Genomic DNA, 12,194 nt, shown 5'->3' with positions numbered 1-12,194 from the left:
CAGCTTCACGGCCTCCTCGACCTCGCCGGTGTCGAAGACGAAGCCGAGTTCCAGGGAGTGGCAGGCGCCGAGCGCGGGGAGAAGGGACGGCCAGGCGAACTCGTACACGTGGGAGCGGGACGGGCGGGCGTCGGCCAGGCGGTGCAGGGGGAGGCGGAGCATGTGGTCGGTGACCATCTGGCCGACCAGTTCGGCGGCGCCCGCGGCCGGGCTGAGGGCGCGGTAGCCGCGCGGGACCTCGGAGCCGACGTGGCAGCGGGCCATCGCGCCGGCCAGGGCGACCGCGCCGAGCCGGTCGACGTGCTCGACCAGGCCGCCGGGCACCAGCCAGAGCCGGTACTCCTCGCGGGTCCAGCCCATCAGCAGGTCGACGCCGGGCGCCGCGTCCCCGTCGGTGAGGGCGGCCAGCGGGTCGGTGGGGACGAGGTCGCCGTCGACGACGATGCCGAAGCCGGGCCCGCCCAGGACGGGGCTGCTGCGCCGGCCGACCTCGGCCTGGGTGCGCAGCAGCAGGTCGCGGTCGACTCCGGCGAAGGCGGCCGCGGTCGCCGGGACCTTCAGACGGGTGGCCATCCGGCGGACCATGCGCCGCACCTTCTGCCGGTCCGAGACCTCCGGCGCCCCGCTCTGGAGCACTGCCCGCCGGACCAGCCCGCGTGTCTGCGGGGCCGCGACGAGCACGCCGGTGCTGATGGCGCCGGCCGACTGCCCGGCGAGGGTGACGTTGCCGGGGTCGCCGCCGAAGGCCGCGATGGACTCGTGCACCCAGCGCAGCGCGGCGAGCTGGTCGCGCAGACCCAGGTTGGCGGGGGCGTCGGGGAAGAGGCCGTAGCCCTCGACGCCGAGCCGGTAGTTGACCGAGACGAGGACGACGCCGTCGCGGGCGAAGGCCCGCCCGTCGTACACCGGGACCGCCGAGGAGCCCCTGGTCAACGCGCCGCCGTGCAGCCAGACCAGCACCGGGAGGCGGGCACCGGGGCCGGGCTCGGGCGTCCAGACGTTGAGGTTCAGACAGTCGTCGCCGGGCACCGAGGGGTCGGAGAGGTACTGGGCGAACGCCTCGGAGTACGGGGGTTTCGGCGGGGTCGGCCCGAAGGCTCCGGCGTCGCGCACGCCGGCCCAGGGCTCGGGCGGCTCGGGCGCCCGGAAGCGGCGGACGCCGAAGGGGGGTGCCGCGTACGGGATGCCACGGAACACCGCGTTCCCGTGCTCGTACCGGCCGCGCACCGCGCCGTACGGGGTGCGGGCCACCGGGCCCGTCCGGTCAGCCGTCATCGCCCACCAGCCCTTCGTCGCCGGAGCGGCCGCCGTGGCGGCACGCACCACATCTGTCTCCCAGAGCGCTGCGCGGAGTGGATCTATTCCGGCGCACCGACCGTACGTACGGTCAGTCGTCCTCGGAGCTCCTGGGCGGCTGGTGGCCGTTCCGGGTGTGGCCGCGCAGCCGGCCGGTGATGTCCTCCGGGGGCAGGAAGCGGGACCAGCGCTCGGGGAACTCGGACGGCATGTCCGGGTCGTCCGGGTCGGCGTCGCGCAGCCCGGCCGCCCAGGCGACGTAGTCCGCGACCTGGGCCTCCCGCTGGCGCTCGTTGGCCTCGCGGGCGGCGGCCGTCGCCGCCGCGGGCCAGACCCGGTCGATGGCGGCGTTGACGGCGGCGCCGACCAGCACGGCGAACGCGGACACGCCGATCCACAGCAGCACGGCGACGGCTGCGGCGAGAGAGCCGTAGATGGTGGCGCCCTCGATGGTGTGGGTGAGGTAGACGCGCAGCAGGAGGCTGCCGAGGACCCACATGGCGAGGGCGACCAGCGCGCCGGGCACGTCCTCGATCCAGGGCGAGCGGACGGGTACGGAGACGTGGTAGAGCGTGGTCAGGAAGACGATGGAGAGCACGATGACGACCGGCCAGTACAGCACCTGGACGACCGTCGCCGACCAGGGCAGCACCCCGACCACCGCGTCGGGCCCCGCCACCATCAGCGGCAGCGCCACCGAGCCGATCAGCAGGGCGACCACGAACAGCAGGAACGCCATGATCCGGGTCTTGACGATGCCCCGGACGCCGTCGAGGCCGTACATCACGGTGATGGTGTCGATGAAGACGTTCACCGCGCGCGAGCCCGACCAGAGGGCGAACAGGAAGCCGATGGAGATGACGTCGGGCCGGCCGCCCTTCATCACGTCGTTCAGGATGGGTTCGGCGATGTCCTTGACGCCCTTGTCGGACAGGACGGTGCGGGAGGCCTCGAGGAGGTTGGTCTCCAGGCTGTGGATGGTGTCGGCGCCGGTCCAGTCGTCGACGTAGCCGAGCAGGCCGATGAGGCTGAGCAGCAGCGGCGGCACGGACAGCAGCGTGAAGAACGCGGCCTCGGCGGCGAGGCCCAGGATGCGGTACTCCATGCAGGAATTGACGGTGTCGGTCAGCAGCAGCCAGGCCGTCCGCCGTTTGGAGACGTTCCGGTAGAGAGCCTTGGCCCGGTGGAGACGGCCGTGGGGCGGCTTGGAGGATTCGCTTGCTGACTGCACGTCCTAACGGTATCCGCCGCACCACGCGCCCCTCACCCCGCGGGGGCGCGCTTCACAGGGGCCGGCCGGCCGTGCGGCGCCGCGGGGGTGGTGCCGCGCCGACTCGGCACCGCCCCCGCGACACGGGCCCGCGACGGGGCGTGAACGCCGCCCTCGTGCGGCGCGGGACTCAAGTCTCCTGCCGCCCTTTTGGCTTCACCAGGGTTGCAGGGGGTTGCAACTTGTCGCCGGCGGTGCGCGGAGGGTGTTCCCCGACCCCGGACCGACGGCAGTATGGGGACGTCGACCGACTGGAAACCGCCGTCCGGACGGCTTGACAGGCCGTGCGCGCTGTCCGGACAGGGAAGGACTCCCGTGGTGAACCCGCCGAGGGACGTGGCGCGTCCGACCGCCGCCGACGCGCCGCGCACCGCGCGGATGCTCGCGCAGGTACGCGAGGCGACGCTCGCCGGGCGACGTGCGCCGATGGCGCCCCGGCCGGTGATCGGACAGTCCTGGGACCGGATGCTGCGCGACGGCGTCGACCCCGACCGGGACGTGCGGGCGGGCCTGTTGACTGCCGAGGAGGTGCGCCGCCGCCGGGAGGAGTCGCCGCTCGGGCACGTCCTGCCGGTGCTGCGCGAGGGACTGCTTTCGGTCGCGGACGTGGCCCGGCACATCATGGTCGTCGCGGACGCGGACAGCCGGGTGCTGTGGCGGGAGGGCTCGCCCGCGGTGCTGCGCCGGGCGGACGGGCTCGGCTTCGAGATCGGCGCCGACTGGAGCGAGGCGGTCGTGGGCACCAACGGGGTCGGCACCCCGGCGGTGGTACGGCGGCCGGTCCAGGTGTTCGCCGCCGAGCACTTCGTCCGCTCGCACGCCTCCTGGACCTGCGCGGGCGCGCCGGTCACCGACCCCAGGGACGGGAGGCTGATCGGCGTGGTGGACATCAGCGGCCCGCTGGAGAGCATGCATCCGGCGACCCTCGCCTGGGTGGAGTCGGTCGCCCGGCTCGCCGAGGCCCGGCTGCGCGAGCTGCACCTCGACTCCCTGGAGCGACTGCGGTCGGTGGCCGCGCCGGTGCTGGCCCGGCTGGACGGACGCGCGCTCGTGGTGGACCGGGACGGTTGGTCGGCCGCGGTGACGGGGATGCCCTATGTACGCCGGGTCGCGCTGCCCAAGTCACTGACAGCGGGGAGACGTTGGCTGCCAGGGCTGGGCGCGTGCGCGGTGGAGCCGCTGGCCGGGGGCTGGTTGCTGCGGCCCTCCGCCGAAACGCCGGGCGGTGCGGGGAGGTTGGTGCTCGACCTGTCCCGGCCGGAGCGCCGGCTGCTCACGGTGTCCGACGCGGGCGGCACCTGGACCCGCGAACCCAGCGAGCGGCACGCGGAGTTGCTGTACCTGCTCGTGGCCCAGCGCGCGGGACGCAGCGCGGCGGGGCTGGCCGAGGACGTGTTCGGTGACCCCACCCGCACGGTCACCGTCCGCGCGGAGATGTCTCGGGTACGCCGATATCTCGGGGCGCTCCTCCTTCATCGGCCGTACCGGCTGCGGGAGGACGCGGAGGCCGAGGTGCTGCTCCCGGACGACCCCCGTGACCTGCTGCCGCGCTCGACGGCGCCGGGGGTGGCGGTGCGCCGCACGGCACAGGGGACGCGTTGAGCGCCCCCTTTCACGCCGGGCGCCTCCTGCCGCACACCGGGCACCTGCCGCGTATTTGCGGCCTCTTGGCCCCGGCGCGCCGCGTGCTGCCGTAGCATCCGAGGCGGGTCCGCCCCGTGCCGGGTGAGCAACATGACGATCGCCGGGCGCAGTTGGCCCGCCTCGGGAGGAGACATGAAGCAACGCGGCAGACACCGCAGGCGCAGACGGGGCGTGGCGTTGCGCGCGGCCCTCACCGGGACCGGGCTGGCGCTCACCGCGGCGGCCACGCTGATCAGCACCTCCCAGGCCGAGGTCGCCGGGAACCCCGGCGCGCTCAAGCCGCTCACCTCCGCCTCCGACACCGCCCCGTTGCGCCTCCAGGAGCGCCTTGAGCCCGCCCTCGTGCTGAACCGGCTCTCCGCGGCCATGGGCCGGCCGGTCGGCGTGGACACCGTGCTCGGCGACGCCGACCGCCGGATGCGGACGGGCGCCGACTGCGCGGACGACGACCGCTCCTCCCTGCCGCTGACCCCCGAGGCCACCCGCTCCTACTGCTGGGACCCGGCCGACACCGCCGACACCGCCTGGCGCCCCGCCGCCGTGACCACCTCCGGCGACGCCGACGAGGACGGCGTCTGGGGCAGCCACCGCGTCGTACTCACCGGCTGGACGCACGCCGGCGACACCGGACGCGCGGCCGAACGCGGCCTGACCCGCGTCGCCTTCACGAATCTCGACGATCCCGCCCGCCCGGTCTACCGCTGGGTCCTGCTGGTGGTGCCGGCCGACGGCGGCCGGGACTACCGGGCCCTGACCTCGGGCATCTCCGGCATGGTCTGGAACCACGGCAAGCTGCTGGTCACCACGTCCGACGGCGGCGCCGAGGCGCTCTACGTCTACGACCTGGACCGCATCCAGCGCACCACCACCAACGAGCCCGCCGTCGGCCGGGTGCCGCACGGCTGGTCGGCCGCCGGGTACCGGTACGTGCTGCCCGCCGTGGGCTCCTACCGCTACACCCGCGGCCGCTGCGAAGGCGGCCGTCCGCCCTGTCCCGGCCCGCTGGCGCTGGACCGCAGCACCGCTCCGGACAGCCTGGTCGCGGCCGAGCGCACCTCCCCGGACGGCGCCCGCCGCGCCCGGCTGTGGCGGTACGCCTTCAGCGCCGCCCCGGCGCGGGCCGGGCTGCTCGCCACCGACTCCACCGGACGCACCGACGCCGTCGAGGTGTTCCGGACCAAAGCGCGGGGAGTACGGGGCGTGCTGTCGTACCGGCACGCGGGCGCGGACGGCGCGTCCTGGTACACCGGCCAGCTGCCCGGCGCCGAGGACGGCCGGGGCGGACTGTGGCGGCAGGACGCGGACGGCGCGAAGGGGGCCCGGTGCGGGTCGGACGGCTCGCACCACTGCTGGACCGAGTCGGCGGTGTCGCTGTCGTACTGGCAGGAGACCGGCGAAGTGTGGTCGCTGTCGGACCGGATGCTGTTCGCCGTCCCACTGGCCTCGCTGGAACGCTCGCTGGACTGAGCCGTGATCCCGCCGCCGACGATCGACAGTCCGGTGGGCGGGATGATTCCCTGAGCCCATGAGCAGCGTCCCCGTCACCACCTGGTCCCTGGAACAGACCTCGCCGTCCGACCTCCTGCCCGCCGCGGCACCCGAGGGCGACGCGGTGCGGATCGTACCGGCCGAGGTGCCGTCCCCCGAGTTCAGCCGGTTCCTGTACGCCTCGGTCGGCGGCGACATCCGCTGGACCGACCGGCTCGGCTGGACCCACGCCCGGTGGCGGGAGTACCTGGGGCGGCCCGGCGTGGAGACCTGGGTGGCGTACGAGCGGGGCACGCCGGCCGGGTACGTCGAGCTGGAGGCGACCGGGGAGGGCGTGGTGGAGATCGCCTACTTCGGGCTGCTGCCCGCGTTCCGGGGGCGCCGGATCGGCGGGCATCTGCTGTCGGTGGGGACGGCGCGCGCCTGGGACCTGGCGACGCGGTGGCCGAATCTCACCCCGGTGAAGCGGGTGTGGCTGCACACGTGCAGCAAGGACGGCCCGTACGCGCTGGACAACTATCTGCGGCGCGGCTTCACGCTGTTCGACACGAAGGTGGAGCTGGAGGCGGACCTCCCGACGCCCGGACCGTGGCCGGGTGCGTTCCTGGGCGACTGAGCAGCGCCCGCCACCCCTGGTTGTCCCGGTATTCAGAATAGATCCGTCCAGATGACGGACAATGGTGGACTGCCCGGAGACGTGCGTGACACGCTGCCGTCATGTCTGGAACTGGAATCGCCTTGGTGAGTCGACGCCACGTCGACCTCGGCCGCATGTCCAGCGCCATGTGTCGGGCGAGCTGAGCACTCCAGCACCGCCGGCCCCTTCTCCACCCCCCGTTCAGCGCAACGCCGCGCAGGTGCGCCCGCGTGCGCAGAAGCGCGCAGGCCAGAGCTGATTTTCCGCCTGTTCCTAAGGACGTAGAAACCATGGCCCCCAGTCCCCAGGACCCCGCTGCCGCCGCGCCCCGCCGCAAGGTGAGTCGTCACCGTGGTGAGGGCCAGTGGGCGGCGGGACACCACACCCCGCTCAACGGCAACGAACAGTTCAAGAAGGACGACGACGGTCTCAATGTGCGGACACGCATTGAGACGATCTACTCCAAGCGGGGCTTCGACTCCATCGACCCCAACGACCTGCGCGGCCGCATGCGCTGGTGGGGTCTGTACACCCAGCGCAAGCCCGGTATCGACGGCGGCAAGACCGCGGTGCTCGAACCGGAGGAGCTGGACGACAAGTACTTCATGCTGCGGGTCCGCATCGACGGCGGCCGGCTGACCACCGCCCAGCTGCGGGTGATCGGCGAGATCTCGCAGGAGTTCGCGCGCGGCACCGCCGACATCACCGACCGGCAGAACATCCAGTTGCACTGGATCAGGATCGAGGACGTGCCCGAGATCTGGCGGCGCCTGGAGGATGTCGGGCTGTCCACCACCGAGGCGTGCGGCGACACCCCGCGCGTGATCCTCGGCTCGCCGGTCGCCGGCATCGCCGAGGACGAGATCATCGACGGCACCCCGGCCATCGAGGAGATCCAGCGCCGGGTCATCGGCAACAAGGCGTTCTCCAACCTGCCCCGCAAGTTCAAGTCGGCGATCTCCGGCTCCCCCCTGCTGGACGTGGCGCACGAGATCAACGACATCGCGCTGGTCGGCGTGGAACACCCCGAGCACGGGCCGGGCTTCGACCTGTGGGTGGGCGGCGGCCTGTCCACCAACCCGAAGATCGGCGTCCGGCTGGGCGCCTGGGTGCCGCTCGACGAGGTGGCCGACGTCCACGAGGGCGTCATCTCGATCTTCCGGGACTACGGCTACCGCAGGCTCCGCAACCGCGCCCGGCTGAAGTTCCTGGTGGCGGACTGGGGCCCGGAGAAGTTCCGGCAGGTGCTGGAGGACGAGTACCTCGGCCGCAAGCTGCTCGACGGCCCGGCGCCCGAGCAGCCGGTGGAGCGCTGGCGCGACCACGTCGGCGTGCACCGCCAGCGCGACGGCCGTTTCTACGTCGGGTTCGCCCCCCGCGTCGGCCGGGTCGACGGCGCCACGCTGGCGAAGATCGCCTCGGTCGCCGAGGAGCACGGCTCCGGCCGGGTCCGCACCACCACCGAGCAGAAGATGATCGTGCTGGACGTCGAGGGCGACCGGGTCGACTCCCTGGTCGCCGGTCTCGAGGCGCTGGACCTGCGGGTCAGCCCCTCGCCGTTCCGGCGCGGCACGATGGCCTGCACCGGCATCGAGTTCTGCAAACTGGCCATCGTCGAGACCAAGGCGCGCGGCAGCGCCCTCATCGACGAACTGGAGCGCCGCCTGCCGGAGTTCGACGAGCCGATCACCATCAACCTCAACGGCTGCCCGAACGCCTGCGCCCGCATCCAGGTGGCGGACATCGGTCTCAAGGGCCAGTTGGTGGTGGACGAGGACGGCAACCAGGTCGAGGGCTACCAGGTGCACCTGGGCGGCGCGCTCGGTCTGGAGGCGGGCTTCGGCCGCAAGGTGCGGGGCCTGAAGGTGACGTCGAAGGAGCTGCCCGACTACGTCGAGCGCGTCCTGCGCCGCTTCGAGGCGGAGCGCGCGGACGGCGAGCGGTTCGCCGCCTGGGCCGCGCGGGCCGACGAGGAGGCGCTGTCGTGAGCGAGCGTGCCGCACCGTTCCACTGCCCCTACTGCGGGGACGAGGACCTGCGCCCGAGCGAGGAGGGCCACGGCGCCTGGGAATGCGGAGCCTGCAATCGCGCCTTCCAGCTGAAGTTCCTCGGGCTGCTCGCCCGGGGGCTGAAGCGGGGCGACGACGGAGGGGACGACCAGACATGACGACCGCTCAGACAGAGCGCACCGAGGACGAGTTGAGGGAACTGGCCGAGCGGGCGGGCCGTGAGCTGGAGGACGCGCCCGCGCTGGAGGTCCTGCGCTGGGCGGTGGACACCTTCGGCGACCGGTTCTGCGTGACCTCGTCCATGGAGGACGCCGTGGTGGCCCACCTTGCCGCCCGGGTGCGGCCCGGCGTGGACGTGGTGTTCCTCGACACCGGTTACCACTTCCCGGAGACCATCGGCACCCGTGACGCGGTCGACGCCGTGATGGACGTCAACGTCGTCACGCTCACCCCCGAGCTGACGGTGGCCGAGCAGGACGCGGAGCACGGGCCCCGGCTGCACGACCGCGACCCCGACCTGTGCTGCGCCCTGCGCAAAGTCAAGCCGCTCGAAGCGGGCCTGACGGGCTATCAGGCCTGGGCGACCGGACTGCGCCGGGACGAGTCGCCGACGCGGGCGAACACCCCGGTCGTCGGCTGGGACGCCCGGCGCCGCAAGGTCAAGGTCTCCCCGATCGCCCGCTGGACCCAGGACGACGTGGACGCCTACGTCGCCGAACACGGCGTGCTGACCAATCCGTTGCTGATGGACGGCTACGCCTCGGTGGGCTGCGCCCCCTGCACCCGGCGGGTGCTGGAGGGCGAGGACGCGCGGGCCGGCCGCTGGGCCGGGCGGGGCAAGACCGAATGCGGGCTGCACGGATGACGACCGATCGATACGAGGAGCGAGAACACGTGACGACCGGAGCCACCGTCTGGCTCACTGGTCTGCCGAGTGCCGGCAAGACCAGCATCGCCACCGAACTGGCCGGCCGCCTGCGCGCCGAGGGACGGCGCGTGGAGGTGCTCGACGGCGACGAGATCCGCGAGTTCCTCTCGGCCGGGCTCGGCTTCGCCCGCGAGGACCGGCACACCAACGTCCAGCGCATCGGCTTCGTGGCCGAACTCCTCGCGCGCAACGGCGTGCTGGCGCTGGTTCCGGTGATCGCGCCCTACGCGGACAGCCGGGAGGCGGTGCGCAAGCGGCACACGGCGAACGGCACCCCGTACCTGGAGGTCCATGTGGCGACCCCGGTCGAGGTGTGCGGCGAGCGTGACGTGAAGGGGCTGTACGCCCGGCAGGCGGCGGGCGAGCTGACCGGGCTCACCGGTGTGGACGACCCGTACGAGGAGCCGGCGGCGCCGGACCTCCGGATCGAGACGCAGGGACAGAGCGTCACGCAGTCGGCGGCCGCGGTGCGCGCCCTGCTGGGCGAGAGGGGACTGGCATGACGACCGTCGCCGAGGTGACGGGTGGCGGCGAGGGCACGGACAGCCCGTACGCCCTCTCCCACCTGGACGCGCTGGAGTCCGAGGCGGTGCACATCTTCCGCGAGGTGGCCGGCGAGTTCGAGAACCCGGTGATCCTGTTCTCCGGGGGCAAGGACTCAATCGTCATGCTGCACCTGGCGCTGAAGGCGTTCGCGCCCGCGGCGGTGCCCTTCGCCCTGCTCCATGTGGACACCGGACACAACTTCCCCGAGGTGCTGGAGTACCGGGACCGTGTGGTGGCCGCACATGGGCTGCGCCTCCATGTGGCCTCCGTACAGGACTACATCGACCGGGGTGTGCTCAAGGAACGGCCCGACGGCACCCGCAACCCGCTGCAGACGCTGCCGCTGACGGAGAAGATCCAGAGCGAGCGGTTCGACGCGGTGTTCGGCGGCGGCCGGCGCGACGAGGAGAAGGCCCGCGCCAAGGAGCGGGTGTTCTCGCTGCGCGACGAGTTCTCCCAGTGGGACCCGCGCCGCCAGCGCCCGGAGCTGTGGAATCTGTACAACGGCCGTCACGCCCCCGGTGAGCACGTCCGGGTCTTCCCGCTGTCCAACTGGACCGAGCTGGACGTGTGGCAGTACATCGCCCGCGAGGGGATCGAGCTGCCGGAGATCTACTTCGCGCACGAGCGCGAGGTCTTCTCCCGCAGCGGCATGTGGCTGACCGCCGGCGAGTGGGGCGGGCCGAAGGAGACCGAGCCGGTCCAGACGCGGCTGGTGCGCTACCGCACGGTGGGTGACATGTCCTGCACCGGCGCCGTCGACTCCGACGCGACCACGCTGGAGGCGGTCATCACCGAGATCGCCGCGTCCCGGCTCACCGAGCGGGGCGCGACCCGCGCCGACGACAAGCTCTCCGAGGCCGCGATGGAAGACCGCAAGCGCGAGGGGTACTTCTGACCATGAGCACGATCACCGCCGAGGCGCTGTCGGCCACCACCCTGCTCCGGTTCGCCACCGCGGGCTCCGTCGACGACGGCAAGTCCACCCTGGTGGGACGGCTGCTGCACGACTCCAAGTCGGTCCTGGTGGACCAACTGGAGGCCGTGGAGCGGGCGTCCGCGAGCCGGGGCCAGGAGGCACCGGACCTGGCACTGCTCACCGACGGCCTGCGGGCCGAGCGGGAGCAGGGCATCACCATCGACGTGGCCTACCGCTACTTCGCCACCCCGCGCCGCCGCTTCATCCTGGCCGACACGCCGGGACACGTGCAGTACACCCGGAACATGGTCACAGGCGCCTCCACCGCCGAGCTGACCGTGGTCCTGGTCGACGCCCGCAACGGCGTGGTCGAGCAGACCCGCCGGCACGCGGCCATCGCCGCCCTGCTGCGCGTGCCGCACGTGGTGCTCGCGGTGAACAAGATGGACCTGGTCGGCTACGAGGAGCGTGTCTTCGCCGCCATCGCCGAGGAGTTCACGGCGTACGCGACCGAGCTGGGCGTCCCCGAGGTCACCGCGATCCCGATCTCGGCGCTCGCCGGGGACAACGTGGTCGACGCCTCCCCCCGGATGGACTGGTACGGCGGCCCGACCGTGCTGGAGCACCTAGAGACAGTGCCGGTCAGCCACGACCTGGCGCACTGCCACGCCCGGCTGCCGGTGCAGTACGTGATCCGCCCGCAGACCGCCGAACTCCCCGACTACCGGGGCTACGCCGGCCAGATCGCGTCCGGCACCTTCCGGGTGGGCGAGGAGGTCACGGTGCTGCCGTCCGGCCGCACCAGCCGGATCGCCGGGATCGACCTGCTGGGCGAGCCGGTGGACGTGGCCTGGACCACCCAGTCCGTGACCGTGCTGCTGGCGGACGACGTGGACGTCTCGCGCGGCGACCTGATCGTGCCGAGCAAGGACGCGCCCGCGACCACGCAGGACGTGGAGGCGACCGTCTGCCATGTCGCCGACCAGCCGCTCACCGTGGGCCACCGGGTGCTGCTCAAGCACGGCACCCGCACGGTCAAGGCCATCGTCAAGGACATCCCGTCCCGGCTCACCCTGGCCGACCTGTCCCTGCACCCGCATCCGGGGACGCTCGCCGCCAACGACATCGGCCGGGTGAAGATCCGTACCGCCGAGCCGCTGCCGGTCGACTCCTACGCCGACTCGCGGCGCACCGGCTCCTTCATCCTGATCGACCCGGCCGACGGCACCACCCTCACCGCTGGCATGGTCGGCGAGTCCTTCGCCGCGCCCGAGCCGGTGACCGACTCCGACGACGACGGGTGGGACTTCTGACCATGCAGACCACCGAGGTCTTCTCGACGTTCGCCAAGGAGGGCGGCCGCATCGGCAGCGGCGCGCTCGGCTCCGGGCAGGGCGGGGTCGCGCGATGTGCGTGCTGACGTACGCGCACCGCTCGCGCGCCCTGCTCCCCCACGC

At 72.9% G+C, this 12,194-nt stretch carries 12 protein-coding genes; 10 read left to right on the top strand and 2 right to left on the bottom strand.

Going from position 1 to position 12,194, the window contains the following annotated elements:
• Both CCN33_RS11680 and CCN33_RS11675 read right to left on the bottom strand, forming a co-directional pair.
• On the bottom strand, positions 1–1,275 hold a 1,275-nt coding region (locus tag CCN33_RS11680), incomplete at its 3' end, for a carboxylesterase/lipase family protein (RefSeq protein ID WP_208621720.1).
• A 112-nt stretch (positions 1,276–1,387) separates the two neighbouring features.
• Positions 1,388–2,527, bottom strand: a complete 1,140-nt coding sequence (locus CCN33_RS11675) for a YihY/virulence factor BrkB family protein (RefSeq protein ID WP_208621719.1) — start codon at positions 2,525–2,527, stop codon at positions 1,388–1,390.
• 354 nt (positions 2,528–2,881) lie between these two features.
• On the opposite strand from CCN33_RS11675, the gene CCN33_RS11670 reads away from it, so the two are divergent.
• The 10 genes from CCN33_RS11670 (at position 2,882) to CCN33_RS11630 (ending at position 12,050) form a co-directional block, all read left to right on the top strand.
• Positions 2,882–4,168, top strand: a complete 1,287-nt coding sequence (locus tag CCN33_RS11670; protein WP_086693570.1) for a GAF domain-containing protein — start codon at positions 2,882–2,884, stop codon at positions 4,166–4,168.
• A gap of 174 nt (positions 4,169–4,342) precedes the next feature.
• The gene (locus tag CCN33_RS11665; protein WP_086693569.1) at positions 4,343–5,677 is read left to right on the top strand and encodes a hypothetical protein; all 1,335 of its coding nucleotides are present in this window, start codon (positions 4,343–4,345) and stop codon (positions 5,675–5,677) included.
• Between the two features lie 58 nt (positions 5,678–5,735).
• Positions 5,736–6,314, top strand: a complete 579-nt coding sequence (locus tag CCN33_RS11660; RefSeq protein ID WP_086693568.1) for a GNAT family N-acetyltransferase — start codon at positions 5,736–5,738, stop codon at positions 6,312–6,314.
• A gap of 101 nt (positions 6,315–6,415) precedes the next feature.
• Complete coding sequence (locus CCN33_RS33755) at positions 6,416–6,499, top strand: putative leader peptide (protein WP_350748019.1); 84 nt, start codon at positions 6,416–6,418, stop codon at positions 6,497–6,499.
• Between the two features lie 126 nt (positions 6,500–6,625).
• Complete coding sequence (locus CCN33_RS11655; protein WP_086693567.1) at positions 6,626–8,323, top strand: nitrite/sulfite reductase; 1,698 nt, start codon at positions 6,626–6,628, stop codon at positions 8,321–8,323.
• Positions 8,320–8,502 (top strand): hypothetical protein, encoded by a 183-nt coding sequence (locus CCN33_RS11650; protein ID WP_086693566.1) that lies wholly within the window; start codon positions 8,320–8,322, stop codon positions 8,500–8,502. The genes CCN33_RS11655 and CCN33_RS11650 overlap by 4 nt, the downstream gene beginning before the upstream one ends.
• Positions 8,499–9,209, top strand: coding sequence for a phosphoadenylyl-sulfate reductase (locus tag CCN33_RS11645; protein ID WP_086693565.1), 711 nt, complete (start codon positions 8,499–8,501; stop codon positions 9,207–9,209). Before CCN33_RS11650 ends, CCN33_RS11645 begins: the two co-directional genes overlap by 4 nt.
• 29 nt (positions 9,210–9,238) lie before the next feature.
• The gene (cysC, locus tag CCN33_RS11640; RefSeq protein WP_244173766.1) at positions 9,239–9,775 is read left to right on the top strand and encodes an adenylyl-sulfate kinase; all 537 of its coding nucleotides are present in this window, start codon (positions 9,239–9,241) and stop codon (positions 9,773–9,775) included.
• Positions 9,772–10,716: a sulfate adenylyltransferase subunit CysD gene (gene cysD, locus CCN33_RS11635; RefSeq protein ID WP_030802520.1), complete on the top strand. Its 945-nt coding sequence runs from the start codon at positions 9,772–9,774 to the stop codon at positions 10,714–10,716. The genes cysC and cysD overlap by 4 nt, the downstream gene beginning before the upstream one ends.
• A 2-nt stretch (positions 10,717–10,718) precedes the next feature.
• Positions 10,719–12,050, top strand: coding sequence for a sulfate adenylyltransferase subunit 1 (locus CCN33_RS11630; RefSeq protein WP_086693563.1), 1,332 nt, complete (start codon positions 10,719–10,721; stop codon positions 12,048–12,050).
• Positions 12,051–12,194: the final 144 nt, after the last annotated feature.

This window comes from Streptomyces recifensis (genome assembly GCF_002154615.1).
GTDB lineage: Bacteria > Actinomycetota > Actinomycetes > Streptomycetales > Streptomycetaceae > Streptomyces > Streptomyces griseoluteus.
This window is presented reverse-complemented; position numbering and strand designations above follow the sequence as displayed.

Excerpts from the sequence above, each read along its gene's own strand:
- CCN33_RS33755 (WP_350748019.1), top strand. The coding sequence starts at position 6,416 with ATGTCTGGAACTGGAATCGCCTTGGTGAGTCGACGCCACGTCGACCTC.
- CCN33_RS11630 (WP_086693563.1), top strand. The coding sequence starts at position 10,719 with ATGAGCACGATCACCGCCGAGGCGCTGTCGGCCACCACCCTGCTCCGG.
- CCN33_RS11645 (WP_086693565.1), top strand. The coding sequence starts at position 8,499 with ATGACGACCGCTCAGACAGAGCGCACCGAGGACGAGTTGAGGGAACTG.
- cysD (WP_030802520.1), top strand. The coding sequence starts at position 9,772 with ATGACGACCGTCGCCGAGGTGACGGGTGGCGGCGAGGGCACGGACAGC.
- CCN33_RS11660 (WP_086693568.1), top strand. The coding sequence starts at position 5,736 with ATGAGCAGCGTCCCCGTCACCACCTGGTCCCTGGAACAGACCTCGCCG.
- CCN33_RS11655 (WP_086693567.1), top strand. The coding sequence starts at position 6,626 with ATGGCCCCCAGTCCCCAGGACCCCGCTGCCGCCGCGCCCCGCCGCAAG.
- CCN33_RS11665 (WP_086693569.1), top strand. The coding sequence starts at position 4,343 with ATGAAGCAACGCGGCAGACACCGCAGGCGCAGACGGGGCGTGGCGTTG.